Annotated in this window: 28 protein-coding genes; all 28 read right to left on the bottom strand. The window is 36.5% G+C overall.

The genetic code is table 11. The features are described from left to right. Positions 1-145: 145 nt before the first annotated feature. Positions 146-6,241 (bottom strand): A1S_2505 family phage non-structural protein, encoded by a 6,096-nt coding sequence (locus AACW45_RS11295; RefSeq protein ID WP_199330919.1) that lies wholly within the window; start codon positions 6,239-6,241, stop codon positions 146-148. An 89-nt stretch (positions 6,242-6,330) separates the two neighbouring features. Further along, entirely contained in the window at positions 6,331-7,443 is a 1,113-nt protein-coding gene (locus tag AACW45_RS11290; RefSeq protein ID WP_339385079.1) for a hypothetical protein, read from the bottom strand. Between the two features lie 310 nt (positions 7,444-7,753). Further along, a complete protein-coding gene (locus AACW45_RS11285) occupies positions 7,754-8,287 on the bottom strand; it encodes a hypothetical protein (RefSeq protein WP_190627735.1) in 534 nt (177 codons plus the stop codon). Positions 8,288-8,408: 121 nt separating this feature from the next. Beyond that, entirely contained in the window at positions 8,409-8,888 is a 480-nt protein-coding gene (locus AACW45_RS11280; protein ID WP_190627732.1) for a hypothetical protein, read from the bottom strand. Positions 8,889-8,969: 81 nt separating this feature from the next. Continuing rightward, complete coding sequence (locus AACW45_RS11275; RefSeq protein ID WP_190627730.1) at positions 8,970-9,401, bottom strand: hypothetical protein; 432 nt, start codon at positions 9,399-9,401, stop codon at positions 8,970-8,972. A gap of 71 nt (positions 9,402-9,472) precedes the next feature. Beyond that, on the bottom strand, positions 9,473-9,886 hold the full coding sequence (locus AACW45_RS11270) for a hypothetical protein (protein WP_190627728.1): 414 nt from the start codon (positions 9,884-9,886) through the stop codon (positions 9,473-9,475). 145 nt (positions 9,887-10,031) lie between these two features. Next, on the bottom strand, positions 10,032-10,616 hold the full coding sequence (locus AACW45_RS11265; RefSeq protein WP_190627726.1) for a hypothetical protein: 585 nt from the start codon (positions 10,614-10,616) through the stop codon (positions 10,032-10,034). A 139-nt stretch (positions 10,617-10,755) separates the two neighbouring features. Continuing rightward, positions 10,756-11,247, bottom strand: coding sequence for a hypothetical protein (locus AACW45_RS11260; protein WP_190627724.1), 492 nt, complete (start codon positions 11,245-11,247; stop codon positions 10,756-10,758). A gap of 71 nt (positions 11,248-11,318) precedes the next feature. Next, positions 11,319-11,456 carry a hypothetical protein gene (locus tag AACW45_RS11255; protein WP_190627722.1) on the bottom strand — a complete coding sequence of 46 codons (138 nt, stop codon included), beginning with the start codon at positions 11,454-11,456 and terminating at the stop codon, positions 11,319-11,321. Positions 11,457-11,528: 72 nt separating this feature from the next. Then, a complete protein-coding gene (locus AACW45_RS11250; RefSeq protein WP_190627720.1) occupies positions 11,529-12,200 on the bottom strand; it encodes a hypothetical protein in 672 nt (223 codons plus the stop codon). Between the two features lie 89 nt (positions 12,201-12,289). Beyond that, positions 12,290-12,754 carry a hypothetical protein gene (locus AACW45_RS11245; RefSeq protein ID WP_190627717.1) on the bottom strand — a complete coding sequence of 155 codons (465 nt, stop codon included), beginning with the start codon at positions 12,752-12,754 and terminating at the stop codon, positions 12,290-12,292. A 73-nt stretch (positions 12,755-12,827) separates the two neighbouring features. Continuing rightward, a complete protein-coding gene (locus AACW45_RS11240) occupies positions 12,828-13,499 on the bottom strand; it encodes a hypothetical protein (protein ID WP_190627715.1) in 672 nt (223 codons plus the stop codon). A 69-nt stretch (positions 13,500-13,568) separates the two neighbouring features. Continuing rightward, a complete protein-coding gene (locus AACW45_RS11235) occupies positions 13,569-14,114 on the bottom strand; it encodes a hypothetical protein (RefSeq protein WP_190627713.1) in 546 nt (181 codons plus the stop codon). 70 nt (positions 14,115-14,184) lie between these two features. Further along, entirely contained in the window at positions 14,185-14,616 is a 432-nt protein-coding gene (locus AACW45_RS11230; protein WP_190627711.1) for a hypothetical protein, read from the bottom strand. 6 nt (positions 14,617-14,622) lie between these two features. Beyond that, positions 14,623-15,204: a hypothetical protein gene (locus tag AACW45_RS11225; RefSeq protein WP_190627709.1), complete on the bottom strand. Its 582-nt coding sequence runs from the start codon at positions 15,202-15,204 to the stop codon at positions 14,623-14,625. Positions 15,205-15,274: 70 nt separating this feature from the next. Continuing rightward, entirely contained in the window at positions 15,275-15,838 is a 564-nt protein-coding gene (locus AACW45_RS11220) for a hypothetical protein (RefSeq protein ID WP_190627707.1), read from the bottom strand. Between the two features lie 75 nt (positions 15,839-15,913). Then, positions 15,914-16,339 (bottom strand): hypothetical protein, encoded by a 426-nt coding sequence (locus AACW45_RS11215; RefSeq protein ID WP_190627704.1) that lies wholly within the window; start codon positions 16,337-16,339, stop codon positions 15,914-15,916. A gap of 72 nt (positions 16,340-16,411) precedes the next feature. Continuing rightward, positions 16,412-16,705 carry a hypothetical protein gene (locus tag AACW45_RS11210; protein WP_190627702.1) on the bottom strand — a complete coding sequence of 98 codons (294 nt, stop codon included), beginning with the start codon at positions 16,703-16,705 and terminating at the stop codon, positions 16,412-16,414. A 76-nt stretch (positions 16,706-16,781) separates the two neighbouring features. After that, complete coding sequence (locus AACW45_RS11205) at positions 16,782-17,252, bottom strand: hypothetical protein (protein WP_190627699.1); 471 nt, start codon at positions 17,250-17,252, stop codon at positions 16,782-16,784. A 75-nt stretch (positions 17,253-17,327) separates the two neighbouring features. Next, positions 17,328-17,612, bottom strand: coding sequence for a hypothetical protein (locus AACW45_RS11200; protein WP_190627697.1), 285 nt, complete (start codon positions 17,610-17,612; stop codon positions 17,328-17,330). Between the two features lie 193 nt (positions 17,613-17,805). After that, complete coding sequence (locus AACW45_RS11195) at positions 17,806-18,291, bottom strand: hypothetical protein (RefSeq protein WP_190627694.1); 486 nt, start codon at positions 18,289-18,291, stop codon at positions 17,806-17,808. A 164-nt stretch (positions 18,292-18,455) separates the two neighbouring features. Continuing rightward, a complete protein-coding gene (locus AACW45_RS11190; protein ID WP_190627692.1) occupies positions 18,456-18,860 on the bottom strand; it encodes a hypothetical protein in 405 nt (134 codons plus the stop codon). Between the two features lie 678 nt (positions 18,861-19,538). Further along, positions 19,539-20,039: a hypothetical protein gene (locus AACW45_RS11185; RefSeq protein ID WP_190627691.1), complete on the bottom strand. Its 501-nt coding sequence runs from the start codon at positions 20,037-20,039 to the stop codon at positions 19,539-19,541. Further along, the gene (locus AACW45_RS11180; RefSeq protein WP_190627689.1) at positions 20,032-20,637 is read right to left on the bottom strand and encodes a hypothetical protein; all 606 of its coding nucleotides are present in this window, start codon (positions 20,635-20,637) and stop codon (positions 20,032-20,034) included. Before AACW45_RS11180 ends, AACW45_RS11185 begins: the two co-directional genes overlap by 8 nt. A 53-nt stretch (positions 20,638-20,690) precedes the next feature. After that, positions 20,691-21,128, bottom strand: a complete 438-nt coding sequence (locus AACW45_RS11175) for a hypothetical protein (protein ID WP_190627687.1) — start codon at positions 21,126-21,128, stop codon at positions 20,691-20,693. 20 nt (positions 21,129-21,148) lie between these two features. Next, a complete protein-coding gene (locus tag AACW45_RS11170) occupies positions 21,149-21,439 on the bottom strand; it encodes a hypothetical protein (protein ID WP_190627684.1) in 291 nt (96 codons plus the stop codon). Positions 21,440-21,441: 2 nt separating this feature from the next. Next, complete coding sequence (locus AACW45_RS11165; protein ID WP_190627682.1) at positions 21,442-21,921, bottom strand: hypothetical protein; 480 nt, start codon at positions 21,919-21,921, stop codon at positions 21,442-21,444. Next, positions 21,908-22,120: a hypothetical protein gene (locus AACW45_RS11160; protein ID WP_190627681.1), complete on the bottom strand. Its 213-nt coding sequence runs from the start codon at positions 22,118-22,120 to the stop codon at positions 21,908-21,910. Before AACW45_RS11160 ends, AACW45_RS11165 begins: the two co-directional genes overlap by 14 nt. Positions 22,121-22,139 lie beyond the last annotated feature (19 nt).

The raw sequence follows: 22,139 nt of genomic DNA, 5'->3' as shown, positions 1-22,139 counted from the left end.
TAACCCTTTATTGTGGATTGGGTTGTCAGTCGTTTGCACCTCTTAATAGTATTTCAACTATCAGTGTTGTGTCAGTCTAGAGTATCCCTACCTTTAACTGAAATTCCCCTTATTTCCATGTAGATTACTCTACAAAGCGGCAATATTATTTACCGTCACCATCACCACGATTGGATTTAGCCCATAGTAGAGCATTAACTTCAATGTGACCCAGTGATACGTTCTCATCCATTACTACAATGCAATAGAGTTTAGCAATCTGAGGTGTTCTATAAACTGCCACCACAGATCCTTCTATGTAACCTCCTACCTTGACGATATCGTCATTTGGATTCATCTTCACTACTGGAATAGAATACTCTACTCCTTCATGAGTCACAATCTCATTCGGACAGGAATGGCTAGACATTACTTTACCACCTTGAGCAAATGGTTCAGTTCTGCCTATTCTACGTAAGAGTCCTGCTTTTAACATTTCTCTCATTTGACCTTGGATACCAGCTAGGGCATTTCTAGCTTTAGTAGTCCAGTTCTTAGGTCTATTCTCGTAACGATCTACCATTCCATGTAGCAATTCGACAATGCTTAAACCAATACCAGTAGAAGAACCGCCTCCCATAAATGCAGCACTCTTTAGTAAAGCGCCAAAGTTAAAGTACACTTCCAGATCGGTTTCTTTGTCTGGATTCTTCCCATCGATGGAACATATAACGCATCCATTAGGATAACGATTATGTGCCATCTTCAGAGTTTCCTCAGCGCTTAAGGCTTCAGTCCAGAAATGCAATGTTTCATCAAACTGATATTCTGTACCATTGAAGTCGGTTACTTTGTAGACTGACTTTAGTACTTTGGTAGCATCAGCTTTCCGATACTTTGTATCTCTCTTTCCATCTTCACCAATAGGACAGAATCTTCTTACTACTTCAAAAGCACCTCCTAGTTGCTTAAACTTTAAGAATTCTGTCGAGCCGCTAACTACAGTTCCATAGTTATCTTCGTCTACTGAACTGTACTCCAATGGAATAAATGGAAGATCAATATCTGCATCAGGTAAAGTGACTAGAACTCTACTTTCTCCTGCATTAGCAGTAGGTTTCCGTTTAACTCTTGGTGACTCATTCTTTCTTAGTGAAGTTTCATCGCCAGCCGCACTAATATTACGAGTCAAGTCAGCAAACTCTGTTTGAACAATCATAGATTTGTAGATCTTCCTACGGAGGAAGTAAGGTACTTTGTTTTGTACATCTACCCATCTTTCTCTCAAGAACATCCAAACTGAAATACCACCAGCTTCAGAATTGTCTTCTTCTTCTGGTGTTAGGAAGTTTGCAAATCTTCCTTGGTCACATCTACGCATCGCGCCGCATAATGCAACCATATCTAAATCTTCTTTATCTTCTACTCCTTCATCAGTTAAGTTAAACGCTTTAGCAACACCTTCAGGCCCAGAAGTATATTTCTCAAGAGCAGAGATAGCACGAGCTATTCTATACGCCCATAAGAACATAATTACTTCATTATCAGAGAATTTAGTATTAGCTATCTTCTCTAGTTGACCCTTAATCTGTTCGATTACCGCCGAGAAATTTACCTCCTCATTATCTTTTGATTTAGCCACATAACCTTTTCGGAACATGTGAAGTTTGTTAGCCAACTCCATGCCTTTTAGGTTATAACCACACAACCAGCTATCTTCATAGCCTGTTAGCCAACACATACCTTGAACCTTAGCTACAAGCTTCATTTTCTCCATAGCTTTAGCAAAAGCTACTTTGTCTTTAGCCTTACTAGCCTTGATCCACTCATATCGAGTCATAGCCGCTACACAGGCCATTACGCTTGACATATTATATCCAGAACCCACGTTTACTTGATAGTTCCACGCAGTACCTTCAATAACATCTCTTACGCTGAAGTCTACCTTACCGCCTTCCATTGGTGCATTGATGCCTACTTGGTTGACTAAGACGGACGGTTTGAACTTCTTGTCTGTTCCTGGTTCGCTGAAAGCTAGGAATGGGTCATCACTCTCACCATAGATATTTGCATATCCCATAGAGAACATACTAGGGTTGAGACTTTCTGCTATTTCTTTTGCAGATATGTCTTTACTACCTACTTCCCAATCTTTACCTTCTACACTCAACTCTCCACTATTGTTTAGATCCAGTAGAGTTGGATCATTTAATGCCATAGCTGCACACCCAATGATTGCATCTTCAGTCTCTTGTGCATTCTCTAGCAGTGCATATCCTAAGGAAGGATAAGCTGCATAAGCGGAGCATAGTTGTTGAAGCGTTGGTGATTGTGCTGCTACTGTTGTTTCTCTAGTAGTAGCCATTTCGACTTGGAAGGTGTATGGAGCTAGTACACCAGTTACTCTCTCTTCTATTAGTACTAGTCCATCTTCTGTTAACGCCTCCTGGATTTTATTAGTTGGTTTACCAGTCTTGAGATTAATCAGGGTAATAACAGCATTAGCTTCATGAGATAAAGCTTTCTCTACTAGAGAGTAGTCGCCTTTATTACCCATCTTTGCATGACCAAGAACTAAAGTTTGGAAATAGTTCTCATAGTCTACATAGTCGCGAATGAAATAACTTTCGCTTCTGCCTTCCCACCACTTGTAGAAGTGACAGGTTTCATCAGCTAAGTCTTGTACATCATATACACCTTCTTCAGTCAATGAAGGTGTATGCAGTCTTTCAAACTCCTTTGTTTGATAATCTGTTACTAGATAAGAAGACTTACCAGTTTGTTCTAGTAGCCACTCGCAATATTGGTGAAGCCTAGCAGCGTTACCCTTTAAACACTCGCTGTTTAGGGCTACTTCCCAGTTGAGATCACTACCATCTCTTCTGGAAATGCTAACTTTTCTACCATCCTTTAGTACAGCTTTGATGCCAATACCGCGACCCTTAATTTCGTAGTCGCTAGCAAAGTATACTACGGTTAATTGGATAGATAGAGATTTAGATGTAGCTAGCTTGCGCACTTGGAAGCTACAACCATACTTAGAACTGAGGATTATGTCTTGGTTTAGTCCACGGTATTTAATTAACTCCTTACCACGGAATTTGAAGATGACTTTATCCTTGTGTTTCGAGTTATGAGTAATGACTTTATCACTCGCTAATATTGCCATTAACTCTTTCTCTATCTCAGCTTTCACTGAGTCTAAGCTTTCATCTTTCTTCAGAGAGACAGCGTTGAAAGTAGCTCTTAATGTCTTGCGAGCACTATAAGCAAACTTCTTGCGTGTTAAACCTACACCAGATCCATTTGTTAGGAATCTACCATCGTGAGTTAGGGTCATTGCTTTGTCGCCCTTAACTACGATATCAGTCTCTTCTCCTTCTTCGCTAATGTGTTTAAGCACAAGACCAGCTTGTTCATAAGGCTGGTATCCGTCTTGGAAATCTAAACCTTGCTCTGCTGCGATCGCAATTTTGTTCCAGCCTCTATTCAATACTTTACCTGGTTTCTTAACGTCCAAGATAGTAGAGAATATATCTAGATCGAAGTCCATTGCTACGCATAGAGCTGTAACACCAGCGCCAATAACAATTCTCTTCATGGCATTCTTATCAGTCATGAAAGGAATTCGTTTGATGCTAAAGTATTCTACAGCCTCTGCTACACCGTCCTTACTATTATTGTTTTCCAGTCTGAAGTATGGGAATATTGGATCAGGACTAACTTTTAGTAAAGAACAAGTGTTCTCTCTAATTGTTCTTAGTTCCTGATTAGTATCCATCACTTGACCATATAGGTCTTGCTCTTCCCACAATTGAGTTAGTCCAGCCACAATACCATCAAGAGTGGTTTGACCTACTGACCATTGATTTAGCTTGCCAATTTGAAGACCCAGCAATACCATTAGAGTAGTGTTTGTCATAACACCAACTCCACCTAAGAAACCTTGACTTCTTACGTTGTGGTCTCTACCAGTTTTGATAACAGCATTATTGAAGTCAAAGATAGCTTCACTATAGCCAGCAGTTATTCCACTAGGAGAAAGAGTTAATACGCCTGGTTCTATTAGCTTGAACGAACTAAAGCCGCTTAAGAATTCAGCTTTCTCATGGTTAGATAGAGATTCACTGATCTTTGTAATATGTGCAGCATCAAGCCACTCAAGAGGTCTAACCCAAGGGCATTTAGAACGACTAGACAAGTATAAAGTGTTTGGTTGTCTAGTGTCGTACTGATATTCTAGTACTCCATATGTTTGATAAGATTTACTGGGCTTCAGCTTCTTTTCTTTTCCATCCCATAAAGCGCTATAAAGAGGAATCCCAAACTCTTTTATAGTTTTGATTTTAGTTAGGCTATTGACACTATCTACTAAGACAATAGCATCATATTTAGCTAACCATCTTGGGAATGGTGTAGAGTTAGCGTTTAAATAGCTAGCTAATACTCTCGCGTAGAATTGCAAAGTAGTATTTGTCCAGGTTTGGTAACTTTCCATGCTGCGGTTAAGCCACATAGAGTCAATTAAATCCAAACGCTCATCCTTAATGATTTCCTCGAATAAAGCAATAGCTTCTTCTTTAGGCATCTTAGGATCGTTCACAAGTGCATATTTCATATTGTTATCTTCAACCACGCCAAAAGGGTTCAGGGAAATATCACCCACTACTGAGTCGTCAGACTCTTTCCCTGTAGTAGTGGACGTTAGGTAATCTACAAACTCTCTAGGGAGTAGTACATTACTGGGAATATACTTGTCAGCAAAAAGGGTAGCTATCTCTTTGACAGCATATCCAGCAAGGCCGCATCCTAACTTGGTAACCAGAAATTCTAATTCAGGATGTTCAGTAGCAAAGGTTAGGAATATATCTATTTCCTTCTTGATACTTTCTAATGGAACACCTCCTTTAGTTAAATCTTTAGTTACTATTGCGTAGCTTTGACCTTGTAAACCACGAGCTTGACCATAGATAGCTCCAAATTTATCACGAGCTAACTTAGCTGCACCTTTACCATGTCTACCTTGAGTATTGCTACCAAAGACAAATACTTGGTTAGGGAGTATAGTTTTTATCTCTTCAGGTGCGATTCTGTAACTTAATGATCCACAAGCTACTCTTGCTTTCAAAGTATATTTCATCTCCTTTATTACTAATTCAGGATTGAACATCAAATAGTAAGCTACTGATTCATCATTAGGTAATAACTCTTTAAGAGTTTTAATGCCTAACTCTTCATAGTAACTATCAGCAAATAGTCTCTTCATTTCACCTAAAACTGCTTCAGCATCAATACTAGCTTCTTCACCTACTAGTTCTTTTAGTTCATCTAATGGCATCTCTTTAGGGAATACTCCATTATCCTGACCCAAGTGAACTAGCTCATGAGCTAGTATGTATTCTGCTAATGCACCCTGATTATTGAATGTATCTTTGATATGGATTACTTTTATATCCTTTTGGATATAACCTGCCTCATCAAGATCACTGAACTCAACAACATAACCATAATTCTCAGCTAGATTAACTAGCTCTTGCCAGTGGTTATTACTGGCAGCCTCAATTATTGATTTGTTAAGAAAGCTTTCTACTAGAAGACATTTCTTGCCACTTCTAGCTTTTGCAGCAGACTTACTCACTCTATTAGTTGAGCGAGGCTTGTCTTTGAACTTCTTACCTACACAAGTACGACCCTTAATACTTTTCTTCTCTTTTCTAACCTCCTTCAATGATTCAAGTATTGTTGGTAATCCACCTGTCTTTCTAACTATTACCTCCTCTTTACGTAGTATTGGTTTCTCAACAGGCTTCCTATCTTTCTTTAAGATAGGTTTCTCGAATGTTTTAACTGGTTTATCTTTCTTAAGAATAGGTTTAGGAATATCTAACTCCTCTTTTATTCTTATAGATAAATCCAGTTCATCAAACATCTCTCTAACTACTCTACCCACTTGTTTAGTTAGTAGACTCCATTTCTTAGGAGCTTTACTAACAGACTTAGGCTTTCTATTAATCTTCCTAGATAATTTAGCAATCTTCTTTCTATTGCTCTTCTTTCCTCTAGGTAAAGAACAGTATTTAGCAAAACCTATGCCAGAAGTGTCTGGTAGTGTATTTGCATAATATGTAGTTTCATGTCCCACTAATGTTGGAACTTTCACTTTAACTGTACTAACTATTTCTCCTTTAGCTCCAAGGATATTCACTTCCTTGTTGATAGAGCTAACAGAATAGAAACGCACAGTTGTAGTTGTGATAAACATATATTTCTCCTAGTGGGCTGGTAAAGTAAATGCCCTACTAGAAAGAAAAGAGGGGGAGTTTCCTCCCTATCCCCTATTCAATTAAATAATTAGATACCTCCCATTGACATAGACATCATATCGTCTTCATCGATCTCTTCAACTTCAGCTTTGGATTGTTCTACTTCTAGATTCCTTGCGGCTTCATTGAGTAGAAATTGCTCCTGCTTCTGTTTACGGCGAGCTCTCTTATAGTCAGCAGTACGACGACTAGTACGAGTACCAGCAACGCCTCCTTCATCTGGAGTTAAAAGATTAATCGCAGCTTGAGCCATTGCGTTGGCGGCTTTGATTTCGGCTTCTTTCTCATTGAAGGTTTGTTCGATAGCATAGGCTTCCAGGTCTTCAGCCATTTCTCCATCCACCCGCAGTTTCCCACAAGTTTCTAGAGGCATGTAGTCTTCAGTCCAGCTAAGTACCTTTTGCACTTTGACTATGGGAGTCATAAATGCATCAGGATTTTCGCTGAACTCTAGAGTTATTGCTAAGACTAAAGTATTGCCTAATACACCTGCTTTCTTACCTGAATCTAAAGCTATTTGTCTTTCGGCGCGTAAGCGATCAGCTTGCTCAATAACTTGGTCATGGGAGCAAGGCAAGTCAAAGGAGATTTCTTGCTGACACATAAAGGATAGAGTTAGTTTATCTTTCTTCAACTTCTCTACTTTTGCGGCCAGTTCAATCTCTCCATCTTCTTGCATACGGCTGATATAGTCATTCAGGGTAAATAATATTCCACCCATGTAGGTACCAATAAAACCTTGTGGCTTAGACTTGATACCAGGAACTTCTATACCTTCCTTATTCTTCTCTACTGCTGGTGGAGCTATCCAAGACTTGCGGTTTTCAGACCAGTAGAATATCCCAGTCATTAAACCTTTTACGAATACACTTCCGTCTTGGTTAAGACGTATGCCCATCTTATTAGACACAATAGGAGTAGAAGATTTATCTTCACTTCCTCTGCGTTCGTAATATTTCTCATTAGCTCCAACGTTGATAGCGACAATCATTTGTCCCTTCTCGTAATACTTAGCAAAGGTATCAGAGAGTTTAGCGGGAGCAGCTTCGACGCTCACTTCAACGTTGTTAGCAGCAGCACGTAACTTTGCAAACAAAGACATATTAATTCCTCCCCTTTCTGGGAAAGTAAACTTCACCAAAAATAAAAAGGGGGACTAGGTATATTTCTTTTTTTCTCCCCGCTAGGTAAATATTTTTATTTAAATGTAAATATATTTAATCAGTAATATTACTTACTGTATAAGCTTTTGTTTATGTATATATATTTTCTTATACTTAAATTAACCACACTTAATTAATATAATTCATATTTCTTCTTGCTAATTCATGTAAATGTGTTATATAAACTAGCCTTAAATTTTGATTTATAGATTTCAGTCTATGAGACCCTTAAGAAAAAGGGGAGTTAAATTAACCCCTTTTATATGTTGCTAAAAGCGATTAGATCATTTATGGAATCAGAAATATCTTCTTAAATTCCATAGCTGATCTAATGTCATCTTCACAAGCTTCTTCAAAATCTGGATCTTCAGTAGATACTGAGTTACCTGTATCTATTAGGCGAATCCCATCTCTTGTTAGAATTATATTGTCCCAGTATCTATCAGAACTAGATACTGCATGAGATGGACGCTTTATATCCCAATGAGCAAAACCATTAGAATGTAGTTCTTTTATTTGTTTGATAAATTCCTCAAACATTCTTTCTCTTTCTACAACAGTAATAGCTCTGTATTGAAGAGGATATAACCTCTCCATAATCATTAATTCTTTGCTGTAGTTAGAAGTAAACTCGGTTTTAAGAAATTTACAGACTAATTCGTTTATTTGATTAGCTTGTTGCATAAGAGAAGTTTCTCTTTTAGAGTCGCCTAATTCAAATATCTTTGCAACTCTATTAGAATCAAGCTCTATAACCTTTCCATTGGCTCCTTCAGATAGAAGGTTATATTTCTTTTTGTCGATCATAATTACCTTAAACATTTTATTCTCCTAGTGAATGGGCTGAGTGCCCATAAAGTTCACTAGAAAGAAAAAAAGGGGAATGCCCCTCTATTGTGTAGTAGTGTTACTCCCTATCTCTAGGGAATAATAGAATCAAGTTCTATAACTTCCAACGACGGCTTATAAACCCACCTCTAATATCAATCCACTTCTGGCACAGTGGATGAATCTTCTCACTCGGCCCAAATTGAAATCCATAGATAGGAGGAAATTCCTCTCTATCTTTCTTCGGACTAATACGTTCATTCCATAATCCAGTCTGACTTAACAAAGTCAAACCTATATAGTTAGCATCGCAGCCAACTCTAGTCATTAGCAGTAAAGACTCGGCATCTCTACTATCACGTAGTCTATCTAATAGATAGCAATGCACTCCACTTCTAGTAGGGTAGATTACTATAGGAAGTTGTTCTTCTTTAGAGAAGGTAATCAATCTGTTTGCTGCTTCTGCCCTGCTCTTTGCAGATATACTCGCCATATCTTTGTGACCAGGCCCTTTGCAATCAATATCAATCATCAATACATTAGTGCTAATGATATGTAATCCATTCTTAGCTTGAGATAGTTTAACTTGTAACATTCTTTTTCTCCTAGTGAAACTTTTGTTAACGGGATTGTTAACTTCACTAGAAGAAAAAGGGGAGATATCTCCCCTAAATGTTTATTTATCTATCCAGGCTTTTCTTTCTCTCCAAAGTTTCTTATTATAGAAACTTAAAACCCATCCATCATCCATAGTTTCACCTATGGAGATTTTGTTCTCCCCTTGCCACTCAGGGAATGGAATAATTAACTCGCCGCCAGGAATACCCCCACCTACCTGCTTATCTTGATGACAGCAGAGTAAGTAAAGATCTCCTTGAGCTAGTTCAGGTTTTAACTGAAATAAAGTAGTTACCCACTCTAATGGGCTAACTATCTTATCTTCATGGACAATTCCTCCATTAGAATCACCATGACACAACATGAATCTGTAACCCTTCTCACATTGGAAGAGTACAGGTCTAGGGAAATCCAAGGCAGCCGCATTAGCTACCTTCTTCCCTCTGTTTTCATCTAATGTAATGTCAATACCTGGAATAATATTAGACATGTTTTCTCTCCTAGTGAATGTAGTTAGTCACTAGAAAAGTAAAAGGGTGGCATTACACCACCCCAATACTATTAGAATAAGTTACCTAGCATTTCTAATAGATACATAAATCTATTACTAGCTTTATCTTCTAGTTCTGCTAATTGTTCTCTTTTCTCTTCAAGAGAGATGAAGATAGAACAACATTCTTGGGGTAAGTCTTTTAACCCAAGAATGATATCTCTATGACGACCTATTTCCTGTATATGCTCTTCAGAAGCAGTACAGTATAATTTACCTAGATATTCCCAGTAATCATCTTCTTCTGGATCAAAGTCTGCCCAGAATAAATCTTCCTCTACCTGCATTCTATCTACTATTACTCCACCTAGATTAACTAGGTAGGTAGCAGAGTACTCTGCCTTTAACTTTTGATAAGCTAACTCAGTGTTAGCTAACTCAACTTTAAGTAGAGAGATTTCAGCGCGTAGTTGTTTAATACTCATTATCTTTTACTTTTTAGTGAATACAACCTATTCACTAAAAAGTAAAAGAGGGGGAAATTAATCCCCAATACTAACTAAAGGAATCGAACCTTTCTTTAAGTGGAATGTACGCCACTTTTCACCAGATAGAGTTAGTTATCTCTTCTTATTTAATTTGTACTAAATCATCTCCTTCTAGTACCCATGTTTCAGACACCATTGAATTGAATCTTTTCTCTTCCATTTGACGTTTAACTTTAGCCTCATGTGTCCCTTGGACATATCTTTTTAAGATATTAAGAGTTTCTCTTTGGAAGTAGTCATACTTTATCTTCTCAATTTTTTCATTGTACTTATCATCCTCTTCTTTAGAGTAGTAAGGGTTAGGAATGCCATTCAGCTTTTGATACCGTTTGGCAGATATAATTCCGTGCTTATCGTCACGGAAATAAATTTCCTCTAGCTGTTCCTCTAGAGGTTTGAAGGTTTCTACAATATTGCAAGCATAACCCACAAAATCTTTATCTATTTGGGTGCATCCTTTAACTCCAACACCAAACATTAATAGTTGTAACATCAAGTGTTTTACGACTTGATATTTATACACTACTTTATTTGAGTTAAGAATTAAATCAATGCAGACATATACCTCCCCATCTACTACATTACCACGAAACTGCCAAGCAACGTCTTCAGCAGTTTGTAACATTGAATTCTCAGAGAAGGTAGGAACAAATTTAACTACTAGCATTTCTTCACTCCTAGTGAATATTGTTATCACTAGAAAGAAAAAAGGGGGGGGATTTCTCCCCTACTAACTAAAGGAATCGAACCTTTCTTTCATGAGTATGTACACTCACTTTCACCAGATAGAGTTAGTTATCTCTTTTTTATTTATGCCGTTGCTTTCTTACAAACTCTTCATGTCTTGTTTGTACTTGATGCAGAAAAGCAAATCTTAAGACTTCTATTTCTTTCTTATGGAGAGCTTTGAATTTCTCTTCCATAATCTTTACTTTAGCTAAGTTCATTTTAGTAAAAGTCTTAAGAGTTACAAGACCTCTCTCTTCTGTCTGTCTATATAGATCTTCAATTTGATCGTAGATACAAGAGAAGGCTCCTGACTCTCTACAATCTCCTTGAAAATTATTATCAACAGAAGGACACCCTTGCACCCCAACCCCAAACAAGTGAAGTTGAAGCATAAGATGTTTAACGATCTGCTTGGATGTAGCATACATTTTTATATGAGGAAGCATAATATCAATGCAGACGTATACTTCTCCATCAACTACATTTCCACGTAGTTGCCATGCTACTTCTTCAGCACTCTTTAGCATAGAGTTGTCATTGAAGGTAGGAACAAATTTAACTACTAGCATCACATTCTCCTAGTGAATGTTGGTTATCACTAGAAGAAAAAGGGGGAGAGATATCTCCCCTATAATTATTACTAACGAGTTACTCTCTCGTTAGTAATTGGCTGTGCTTTAACATTCAAGGATAAATATAACCCTTGAATTACTAATGCTGTAGATACTACAGCAGATACTAAGATTACAACCAAAGTAAGTTGCTTATCGCTAGACATATTAGATTCTCCTTCTAGTGAAGTAGAGTGTTCACTAGAAAGAAAGAAGGGGGATTTCTCCCCTATCTTTATTTAGTCTTCATAATCTTCAGAAGGTTCGTATTCTCCTTCATATTCTTCATCTTCTGAAATAGGTTTGACATAAACCATATCTAATGCTTCTTTAGATATAATCATTCTCCATTTAGTAAAGAATGATTTACCCCACTTATTGAGGTCTGTTTCAACAAAGCACACTATGAAGAATTCTTTAGCAAGCTCTTCATCTCTTTCTCTTTCAGATGAATAACTTGCTTTGAAGGGCTTTTCTACAGTATAAGGAAATGGACATAAGGGTCTTAATCCTTCTATCCATTTCTTATACTTAATTGGGAATCTAAATTCCCAAGTACCTTCTTTTCCAGATCTATGAAAGTCAAAATAGTCTTCACATTCTAGAATCCAAGAATCTTCTAGCTCTTCTACTGCTTTCCATTTGTAGGTGCCTACACACCAGTAGAATCCAGAAAGATCATGGGCTCTCATAATACCAGTTCTACCAAGCCATAATCCTTCAGTTAAAGGGCTTGTGAATCCTGTTATATTCTTGACCTCCTTTAAGACTAAAGGATGACTATTTTCTAGTATCATATCTTCTCCCTTTCCGAAGAAGAAATGTTTTAACCATATAGGAGCATAAAGCCCCATATTATAGTTAGTAGAAGAGAAGATATTTGATAGCTTGTCAAATATTTTATTCAACATGATTTTTCTCCTAGTGAAAATTTAGATAGCTGTATTGCTAACTGTCACTAGAAGGAAAGAAGGGGGATTTCTCCCCTATCTTTATTTAATTAGAAGTAATCAGGACACCACTTATCTCTCCATTCAGGATGCCCTTCACTATAAGCTTCTAAGCAGTTAGCTCTAAGGATTTTATACCTTAGAGTTTGTTCTGGAATAATAGTGTCAGCTATCTTCCAAGCGTTAACCTCTGCCCGGAACTTAACTTCACTCAATTCTTCATTGTTGACTAACTGAGAGTTAAGTTCTTCTAGTTCAGGGTCAAGGCTGTGACCTATCTCATGAACTAGAATGTACTCAAAGACCTCTTCAGGTTCCCAGTTATTGTCTCTAGCAATCATTATTACTTCATCAATGAGAATCGTAATAAGGTTTATCTCCTGTATATAAGAACAGAAGATATCTACTTCCTCTTCATCAATCCATATAGTAGGATTAACTCTGAGAGAATGCAGAGATATCTCTGCACTAGTTAATGATTGATATTTCTCAACAATACCTTTTAAGTTAAACATGTCATTCTCCTAGTGAATGTAATTTTCACTAGAAGAAAAAAGAGGAGATTACTCCCCTCTTTTAATATATTAATTATCTAAAGCCTCTCCATAAGATAGACTTCTTAACAGCTAATTTCTTAGCCGCCTTAATCTGTTTCTTAACTGGATATACCTGCTCCATTCCTTGATTAGCTATTAGACCTAGCTCATCAATAGTAGATGGAGAACCTTCTACTTGAACATGACCACAATAAGCACCTTCAAAGCCATGTTTCTTAGACATAGTATCTAGTCTGCCTATAATGCCACTTATATCTCCAACATCTACTGATAACCAAAAGAGAAACTCATCACCTGAGTTTAGTTGCCCATCAGTAAGGAGATGTATATCCCCACTTCTGAAAGAAGTACGAATCTCTTCTAGTAATTCAGTCATAGCCTCATTAGTAGCTATTTCTCCTCTAGAAGAGTTACTGTTACCCATTCCACCAATGTCAATAGTAACTAGAGTTATCGTCCCATTTGGCTTTCTTCTTCTATCTTCTCTAATAGCAGCTTTAGCTTTATTCAAGCCAGCCACTCTATTAAGAGTATTGAAGTTAGGGTTAGTAGATAGCTGTTCTACCTCAGCTTCTAATTCAGCTATACGAGCCTGAGCAGCAGCTAACTGAGCACGTAGCGTTTCTATTTCTATATCTATCCCTATTGCAGAGATAGAGTTACAGTTAGAATAAGCTAAGTCAGCAGTATTTAAAGTGGACATATAATTTCTCCTAGTGAGTTATAAACTTCACTAGAAAAGAAAAGAGGGGAGCAATCCCCTCTTTTCTAATTATGAGCAGTAAATTAATCTAATTAGCATCTGCTTCGTTTCTTCTGCTTGGTTTCTCTTCTTCCCTAAAGCAATTTCCTGCTTCCGACACACATTATATACTTGCTCAAGAGCCCATTTCTCAGAGCTATTTCCAAAGAGAAGCCTCGAAGCTTCTAAGGCCTGCTGACCTTCTTTGGAGAATTTAATTTGCAAGTTTACATATGATTGCCACTCTTCTCTTGCTTCTTCTAAGAAAGTTAAGAGTTCCGCCTTGGAAGCAGATTGGTACTTTTCTATCTTATTGAAATAGTTTTTGTACTTCTCTTCATCAAGAGTTTCTACCATAGAGGGTAGAAATTGTTCTTTAAGATATTGGAGAGAGTGTTTCCAAGCACCCTCCCCTTCTTCTCCTTTGAAGGAACAAAGAAGATATAAATCTTTTCCAATCCAGAAACTTGAATCAACTTCTTCTGGAAGCGATCTTTCAACTGTTATTGGATAACCTTCAGCAAAGACTGTGAAGGTTAAAGAATTTTGACAATCATTTAGTTTTAGTACAAACATCTTTTCTCTCCTAGTGAGGATGTAAACTTCACTAGAAAAGAAAAAAGGTAGGATAATACCTACCAATTATTTATTTATAGGTGTCCAGAGAGTAATCTCTGAACATATAGAACTCTTCTGGGGGATTTCCCCAGTTCTCTTTATATACTTCTTCAGCTCTATTCCAAGCATCCTCTTCTAGAGGATAGAAGTTACCTGTCATATGAGCTTTGTCAATCATCTCTACTGGTTGTAGAGAGTGGCCGAACTCATGTAAGGTAGTGTAGAATTCTACTTCTACCTTAGATAGTAGACATCCTTTAGACATGTCTACTATTTGTTCTGGTTTTATATTTATAGACCTAGACATGTAATTGTAATGGCAGTCTATATTGTTCAAGCGAACAATTAAACCCGCATTAGCAATTAACTCAAATAATCTTTGAAACATTTTTTCTCCTTGTTGTGTTGCAGAGATGTCAACAAAAGAGAAAAGAAATAAGGGAGGTGTTACCCTCCGCATATTTATTTATTCGAGTTCATCAATCTCAATACAGATAACTCCATAAGAGAAATCTCTTCCTGCATTGATATACTCTTGTTTTCTAAGAGTGTATACAACATAGGACTTAAAGTGCTGCCACTTTTCAGGTAAGTGGTTAGCTATAGCAAACATTATTCCGTGTTTGCTATATGTTCCCCAAGCTTTCACTTGTTCATAGACTCCAAATATTTCAGATACGAATTGTTGGTACTCTTCGCTCTGTACAATGGAGTACATGGGAACTGCACAAATGTCTATATACTCTCCTTTCAGAGAGTAATAGCATTGAACTATAAAGAGATCTGATCTGTCTTTAATAGTCAATCGTTCTACTGTAGTATTACTACTTCTGCCTCCAAAGGGACATTTGTGTGCCCACTTCTTTGGTAAGTAACAACTAACTATCCATGTTGCTTGGATAGCTAGCATCTCATCCACATGATTGGAATGAGTAATATACAATAGTCCTTTCTTACCATTCAGTTCTGCAACTACAACTTCCCCTATTCCTCCTATAGAGGCAGGTACTTGAGAAGTTACATTGAAGATAACTTTCATGTAAGACATATTGTTCTCCTAGTGATGTAAAGAGTTCACTAGAAGAGAAAAAAGGAGGTGTTACCCTCCCAGTATTTAATTAGGAACCTAATATGATTCTTAGGTTTCTACTTGGCACTCTGTAGCACCAAGCATTTACATCGTCCTCGTAGTCTAGATTGGGATCTACTTCATCCCAATCTTCGTTAGTCTCCATTACGGAATAGTATCCGTCCCACCAAGCTTGCCACTCTGGAGTGAAAGCTTCATATGGACACTCCACAGTGGGAAATGGAGAACTGTCATTAGAAGAAGACTCTTCTCCCCAAGAGTATCCTTCTAATGGAGTGCAGGAAGGATATTCATCCTTCCAAATAGAAGCGGTGAGTATGCATCCTTCTAACTTGGTATCTACTAAATACTTCTCATTCCCTCCAAAAGGAGAGAGATGATTATATTTACTGGGAAGACCGCAAGTTATTATCCACTTGGCTTTTTCTACAGCGCTTCTCTGTAGATTCCATTTATGGCAGACATGGAGCCATCCTACTTCTCCTGTTTCTAGATTCTTAGCAGCAACAGCCACTCCTTGGGAAGAGTGACGTTCAGTAACAAATTTAGAAATGTAGGTAGGATGGATTTCAAATCTTACAGAAATTTTCACAGGTTTCTCTCCTAGTGAATGTAATGTTCACTAGAAGAGAAAGAAAAAGAGAGGATTTCTCCCCTCTTTCTCTATTTACCATTTAGGTCTTCTTCTTTTCTCTTCAGGCAGTGCTGCCAATTCAGCAGCAGCTTGATGATAGGTTTGAATGGCATCTATCCATGCTATATGGAATTCAAGTGGTGGCTCACCCCACAAGAGGCAATGGATGTGGTATGCCCGTTCCCAGGCATCTTGCTCTTCCTCTACCTTAGAGGTAAAGGAATTGATATGTTCATCAAGGTGGGTTGCATGACCCAACTCATGCAACAACCCATAGAATTGGTATTCTATGAGAGAAAGTCCTGTCCTTTTGAGATATTCAGGTAGATATTCATTCCTGAAATCTAATTCGATCCAGCCCGATCTGTAGTTATTCCCCCTTGAGCAGAAGGGGTTTAAGTCAACTTTAATGCCACAAGAGCGGCATAGGTCAACTAACTCTTCAAACTTATTAGGCATATATTTCTCCTAGTGTTGTCACTAAAACATCACTAGAAGAAAAAAGAGAGGATTTCTCCCCTCTTTAATTAGTTACTTAACTACCTCTTGGTTAGAGGTAGTATTACAGTACATTAGATACTGTCTAGATGCAGTACCTACCATCATTAAGATGGTAATAGCAAATGCAGTATACCAGCCCCACATAGCTGGTACTTGTGTGTACTTTGGACGAATACCATTAATCACTTGAAAGTCCTCTTTAGAAAACTCGTAAACCTGCCCATTAGTTAGAGCTTCCTTCTTTTCACGTTGTACTCTTTCAAGTACTTCGTCAGCAGATTCAGATCTAACTAAAGAGATGATTTCATTGAATAAAGATTTCATAATTCACTCCTAGTGAATGTAAATGTTCACTAGAAGAAAAAGAAAAAGAGTAGGAATTATCCTACTCTTTTTCTTATTAAGCTAATAACTCAGCTTTTACTCTTAATAAATCATTCTCACGATCTAATAAGAATTGAATTTTATCCATGTTGATTCTGTATATTTCAGAATATACAAATCTTTGTGGGCTGCCTTTTTCAGCTTTTAGCTCTTTAGCAAGAACTTCAGTGTTCTCTCTATATAGAGAGACTAACGATGTTCTAATATCATTCAGCTCTGATACAACTGTTTGATATTGTGGGTTTCTAATCTTATCTAGAAAGCTATTTTGCTTTCGGCAAAACTGCTCTTTTAGATATCTCATAGTATGAGCCCAAGCTTTACGCCCCTCCTCGCTCTTGTAGGAGCATTCCAATACTAAGTCATCTCCATCCCAATAAGAGGCATCAACCTCTTCTGGTAAGGACTTTTCAACTTGTACTGGATAACCTTCCACATAAACTGTGAAGGTTAAAGAGGAAGCATTATTTAATCTAACTGTAAACATTCTAGTCTCCTAGTGAATGTAAATGTTCACTAGAAGAGAAAAGAAAAAAAGAGTACTAAATAGTACTCTTAATTATTAGAATAAGTAATCTTCATCCTCTGATAAATGAAGTACTTCGAGTTCTCTAGAGAACTCGTTCCACCATTTAATATCAGACATGCATTCTATTTCTAGAATGCTCTTAACAGGTAGAGAGTTATATTTCTCTACAACTTGCTGATATAACTCTACTGACCACTCATTGTTAAGTGAGTAATCAATATTGTTTTGATTATTCAACCCTTCACACTCTTCATAAGATAGTAACTTCTCCATCTCTAGAGAAGTTACTACTAACTCCTCTACTATGGAAGTAGACAAGTTTAGAATAGTGTGAACTAAATCATGACTGAATCTGAAAGGATCTAAACCAAATCCATTATCCTTATGGAAGGAATAGACTTGGTTAGCGGTTTCAATTGCAGAGATATTGTTAAACATATTTTCCTAGTGTTGTCACTAAAACATCACTAGAAATAAAAAAAGAGTAAGAATTATCTTACTCTTTTATGCCTTACTTAAATAAGTAATCTATTTCTTCATCTCTGAATATAAGATTACTTGCAATCCATATCTTATATTCATCTGTATTTCTTAGAAACTTAATTCTAAGAGAAGGATTTAATAAGACTACCTCACTCTCTTTCGAGAATGAGGTATAAAGGCTTAAGTCTTTACCAACTGCTCCTAGCATAATTATTAAGCTGGCCTCACCCTGAGAAGAGGCAAAGCAGTTTTCATTATGGTGAATAGCAAATTTTCTAGCAACTTGGATGGAACTACTAGTACTTACTATTCCTCTAGGAGACCATACATTACCCTCTATTTCAGAAAGTAAGTGCTTGGTCTTTGTTCCCCTAGCTAAATATGGAAATACTTGGCTAGGTAAACTTTCCATTTCCTTTAAAGTATTAATAGCCTTCTCAGAAGGAACTCTCTCCCTGAAAGATTTATTAATAGCTTTAAATGAAGTGTTGGTGTATTCTTTTACTAAAGACATTTTATTTCTCCAGTGTGTACTGTAAACATCACTAGAAGAGAAATAAAAAAAGGATAGATATATACCTATCTATCTATTATCTAGAGGAATCGAACCTCACTAGATGGAATGTACGCCATCATTCACCAGATTGATAATAGATAGATATATGTATATATCTATCATTAGAACACTACCTTATTCATTAGTACTACTACCCTCTCTCCTAAGGAAAGATTCATACCAAGAGCTTGTTTGAACTTAGCTATCACTAGGGTAGCGTTGTTCTCATTGGTATAAGCTTCAGCTTCTATACTCCAAGCGAACTTAGGATTAGCTTTGACTGAAGAGGTTACTCTAGCAGGTAGACCTACTAGAGTACCTAGATAATCTTGTAGTGCGTGGATTGCTTCATGCACTATAGAGTCATAGGTACAACCTACTCTATAGACTATCTGCTTCCTATAGTAAGAAGCTTGTTGGTTACGAACTAGTTTAGTCTTAGCTTTCTTGCTAGTGTGGGGTACAACCTCCACACCAATCTTAGAAAGTAATCTACCTAGTTCTTGTACTTGTTGTTTAGTAATCATTGTCTTCTGTCCTTTGATTGTTAACTTCACTAAAGAACAGAAGAAAAGAAAAAGAGTGTTAACTACTAACACTATTAATTAATTGACTAGCTACCCTAGAGACTCTTTCTATCAGGGCAGCTTGATTATTATTTAATTGATTAAGAAATAATTACCATACCCCTAGGGGGACTATACGAGTACCATCAATATCCAACCTTTTACCCAGCAAGATTATCCAAATACAGTGCAAATTCTTTACTATCCAACCTTTTACCTAACGTGTAGCGATCCAGATATAGTACAGACTTTAGCTCCCTCTTTTATTGAAGAATGAGATAGAAGCTAGTAAAATTAATAGATAAAATAAAACCTACTTAGTAACAAGTAGGTTTTAAAATAGCTCCTCTTCTATTGAAGAATGAGATAGAAGCTGAGAAATATTTTACGAAATACAGTGTTCTCTATTTACGAAGATAAGCCTCACCTAATAGAGTTCCCCAGACAGAGCCTGTACTACAAGCTATTAGATAGACTAATGAACGTTTCATACTGAAGTGAATTGTATGATCACGAAGTACTATGATAGTTTCACAGAATATAAAAGTGGCGGCGAAGGAAATGATAAATATCTTAAAGTATCTTCTTAGCATTTTAATCCTTTAATAGAATAGACGGCTAGTAGGCCGCCTCATTAGTTTACTCTTCTGATTCTTCTTTAAAGTCTATTGTTCTCAGACTCTCAATAAATTCCTTATTCATTTCTATCATCCATTCAGGTAAAGGCTCATTATCTTCTGGGTCATTGCCTTCGTCATCAGTAAAGCAAACTACATGTCTATGTTTGTTATTAATAAAATGAACTAAGTCATCATCTTCTCCCGGATATAAAGGGATTACTTCTACATCTTTTATTTCTCTTTCCATATGATAATGGACATCATAGTTTTCTTGACTACTAGCTTTCTTATCTATTCTGTTAGCCCTTCTTTTGCTTCTTTCCTTAGCTATTCTTTCTGCTTCATCTAGAAGTTCATCATCATCTCTATCATCTCTTTCATCAGACCTAGAATTAAGTCTAATAAAATAAAACTCTCTAAATAGAGATCTTCTCCTTTCATCTCCTTCTGCCCATTTTATAGTAAATACAACAGCAGTACTTACAATTACTAAATAAAGATACTTTTCTACATCACTCATCTTTCTTATCTCCTGATTTATCATTACTTTCTAATAGGTCTAGATCTATTATTATTCTTTTTACTCTACTACCTATGTAGTCAGCTAAAGGTTTACAGACTACTTTAGATAAGTCACTCTTATCTACCCTTTCCTGATTTCTCTTAGTTACTTTATTAACGCCGCCTTTGTTTTTCTTATCTGAATTATTACTCTGCTTTAGCTTTCTAAGCTCTTCTAGGGTTAGGTCTTTATGAGCATCACCTACTACTTCACCAATAGTGCTTCCTTTAATACAGTGTCTACTATATTCAGCAGCAGTAATCATGCTAGGACAATTACCTTCTGCTATACAATTTCTAATCTTCTGAATAAAGTTCTTTCTAGCTTCTTTACCTGGGCTAAATCCCATAGCCCAAGGCCGATTCATATATCCATAGATACTTAGTCCTGCTATTAGAAGAGCAATACCTATTCTTATATTTCTTCTACGTTCTGCTGGGCGGTCTCTAATTATGTAGTAAGTTTTATCTCTACGTCTTCTATTGATATCACTACCAAATAATTCCCAATCTTCTCCAGTACTAATTTCATTCTCATTTCTATCTTCATTATTCATATTATTACTCTCCATTAAATAGTAAAGGCGGCTCAACTAGCCGCCTACTTAACTTAATTAACAATACATATATGAGATATACCTTCTTTTAGAAGATCTCTATTATTCAAGTAGTCAAATAGAATAGGAGCCCCCTTACTTTCCTTCCTTTTCTTAAGAGTATCTTTAATAAAGTAATTAGGTAGAGGGACTCCTAGGTAAGTACATTCATACTTTTTAATAGTGGGGTCTATGAAGCAATCATATCTAGTATCAAATAACCAAGCATGTTCTATAGGTATTCCTACTTTATGTACTAGACAGTAACCTTCTACATAGATTAGATGATGATATCTAAGACATAAGGTTTGACAGTTATGAAAACAATATTTAGGATATCCATTATATTTAGTGGGTTTTGTTTTACCTTCAACACCTAACTTAAGAATTAACTCTTCTACGCCATTAAATTTCCAATCTTTTCTATCTTCTCTAAAAGAAGAGATACTCATCAAGTACTGTCTAATAAAATCTATACCCATCCTATATACCATTCTTTATAATCAATTAGACACTTTTTAATAATGCCAATATCATTAATATCTTCTAAAGGATATTCACAATTATCTTTTCCAATACCATGATTAATATAAAGTCTTCTTTCTGCGGGGTCTATTAAGAATCTAAGTCTAGTACTACTATCTGAGTACCATTGAATATAAGCCCCATCTGTTGTCCAAGTAAATTCAACTTCAAATATTTCACTAGCTATATCTCTAATAGAGTCTATTTCTTTACTTGCAATTATATTTACTTTATTCATATTTAATCCTTATCAGCAGTAGGGTAATAATTATCATATTCTTCTAGGAATTCATCTACTAGTTTTATTCCTAGTGCCTCCTCATTCTCTAATATTTCAGCTAAAGCAAACTTAGGTGATAGTCTTTCTTCTTTAAATAGTTTAAATAGGTAGTTAATTAGCTCTTCATCTTCTACACATTCTAACTCTAGTACTTCTTCTAGCGGCACAGTATCAGAACAAGCAGACCAATGTTCTAATTTAACACCTACTAGTTCTATACCTACTTCTCTTTTATTCTCCCTAATCTTTTGTAAAGCTAGATCATAAGAGACATTATCACAATAGATATGATCAGCTAATACTTCTATTAGTTCTCTACCTTCTAGTTTATTAATCCTTTCATGGACACATTTACTAGAACAGCATTCCCATTCTGCTTCTGGAATATATCCGCAACTAGAACAATAATGAAAATGTTTACCACAATTAATACAGTTCATCTTGTTCACCTAATAATTTACTTATAGTCTCTTTAGAGATATAGCCTCTTTCTATTATCCAACTCATTTGTATTTCACCATCTCTATATGGAGATAGTTCATCAGGATATAAGCCGTATTGAGATTTAAAGTACTCTCTCCAACTATCTCTAAACTCACTTATGGCTTTAGATAAATTTTCTTGATCAGAATTATTCATATATTTAAAGAGGCGGCTA

Source organism: Calothrix sp. FACHB-168 (genome assembly GCF_963889195.1).
Taxonomy (GTDB): domain Bacteria; phylum Cyanobacteriota; class Cyanobacteriia; order Cyanobacteriales; family Nostocaceae; genus Aulosira; species Aulosira anomala_A.
The sequence above is the reverse complement of the archived record's forward strand: the minus strand, read 5'-3'. Positions and strand labels throughout refer to the sequence as shown.

What these genes read in the sequence shown, in the direction of transcription:
- AACW45_RS11295 (WP_199330919.1), bottom strand. Translation starts at nt 6,241, where the DNA reads ATGTTTATCACAACTACAACTGTGCGTTTCTATTCTGTTAGCTCTATC.
- AACW45_RS11285 (WP_190627735.1), bottom strand. Translation starts at nt 8,287, where the DNA reads ATGTTTAAGGTAATTATGATCGACAAAAAGAAATATAACCTTCTATCT.
- AACW45_RS11280 (WP_190627732.1), bottom strand. Translation starts at nt 8,888, where the DNA reads ATGTTACAAGTTAAACTATCTCAAGCTAAGAATGGATTACATATCATT.
- AACW45_RS11275 (WP_190627730.1), bottom strand. Translation starts at nt 9,401, where the DNA reads ATGTCTAATATTATTCCAGGTATTGACATTACATTAGATGAAAACAGA.
- AACW45_RS11270 (WP_190627728.1), bottom strand. Translation starts at nt 9,886, where the DNA reads ATGAGTATTAAACAACTACGCGCTGAAATCTCTCTACTTAAAGTTGAG.
- AACW45_RS11265 (WP_190627726.1), bottom strand. Translation starts at nt 10,616, where the DNA reads ATGCTAGTAGTTAAATTTGTTCCTACCTTCTCTGAGAATTCAATGTTA.
- AACW45_RS11260 (WP_190627724.1), bottom strand. Translation starts at nt 11,247, where the DNA reads ATGCTAGTAGTTAAATTTGTTCCTACCTTCAATGACAACTCTATGCTA.
- AACW45_RS11255 (WP_190627722.1), bottom strand. Translation starts at nt 11,456, where the DNA reads ATGTCTAGCGATAAGCAACTTACTTTGGTTGTAATCTTAGTATCTGCT.
- AACW45_RS11250 (WP_190627720.1), bottom strand. Translation starts at nt 12,200, where the DNA reads ATGTTGAATAAAATATTTGACAAGCTATCAAATATCTTCTCTTCTACT.
- AACW45_RS11245 (WP_190627717.1), bottom strand. Translation starts at nt 12,754, where the DNA reads ATGTTTAACTTAAAAGGTATTGTTGAGAAATATCAATCATTAACTAGT.
- AACW45_RS11240 (WP_190627715.1), bottom strand. Translation starts at nt 13,499, where the DNA reads ATGTCCACTTTAAATACTGCTGACTTAGCTTATTCTAACTGTAACTCT.
- AACW45_RS11235 (WP_190627713.1), bottom strand. Translation starts at nt 14,114, where the DNA reads ATGTTTGTACTAAAACTAAATGATTGTCAAAATTCTTTAACCTTCACA.
- AACW45_RS11230 (WP_190627711.1), bottom strand. Translation starts at nt 14,616, where the DNA reads ATGCGGAGGGTAACACCTCCCTTATTTCTTTTCTCTTTTGTTGACATC.
- AACW45_RS11225 (WP_190627709.1), bottom strand. Translation starts at nt 15,204, where the DNA reads ATGTCTTACATGAAAGTTATCTTCAATGTAACTTCTCAAGTACCTGCC.
- AACW45_RS11215 (WP_190627704.1), bottom strand. Translation starts at nt 16,339, where the DNA reads ATGCCTAATAAGTTTGAAGAGTTAGTTGACCTATGCCGCTCTTGTGGC.
- AACW45_RS11210 (WP_190627702.1), bottom strand. Translation starts at nt 16,705, where the DNA reads ATGAAATCTTTATTCAATGAAATCATCTCTTTAGTTAGATCTGAATCT.
- AACW45_RS11205 (WP_190627699.1), bottom strand. Translation starts at nt 17,252, where the DNA reads ATGTTTACAGTTAGATTAAATAATGCTTCCTCTTTAACCTTCACAGTT.
- AACW45_RS11195 (WP_190627694.1), bottom strand. Translation starts at nt 18,291, where the DNA reads ATGTCTTTAGTAAAAGAATACACCAACACTTCATTTAAAGCTATTAAT.
- AACW45_RS11190 (WP_190627692.1), bottom strand. Translation starts at nt 18,860, where the DNA reads ATGATTACTAAACAACAAGTACAAGAACTAGGTAGATTACTTTCTAAG.
- AACW45_RS11185 (WP_190627691.1), bottom strand. Translation starts at nt 20,039, where the DNA reads ATGAGTGATGTAGAAAAGTATCTTTATTTAGTAATTGTAAGTACTGCT.
- AACW45_RS11180 (WP_190627689.1), bottom strand. Translation starts at nt 20,637, where the DNA reads ATGAATAATGAAGATAGAAATGAGAATGAAATTAGTACTGGAGAAGAT.
- AACW45_RS11175 (WP_190627687.1), bottom strand. Translation starts at nt 21,128, where the DNA reads ATGAGTATCTCTTCTTTTAGAGAAGATAGAAAAGATTGGAAATTTAAT.
- AACW45_RS11170 (WP_190627684.1), bottom strand. Translation starts at nt 21,439, where the DNA reads ATGAATAAAGTAAATATAATTGCAAGTAAAGAAATAGACTCTATTAGA.
- AACW45_RS11165 (WP_190627682.1), bottom strand. Translation starts at nt 21,921, where the DNA reads ATGAACTGTATTAATTGTGGTAAACATTTTCATTATTGTTCTAGTTGC.
- AACW45_RS11160 (WP_190627681.1), bottom strand. Translation starts at nt 22,120, where the DNA reads ATGAATAATTCTGATCAAGAAAATTTATCTAAAGCCATAAGTGAGTTT.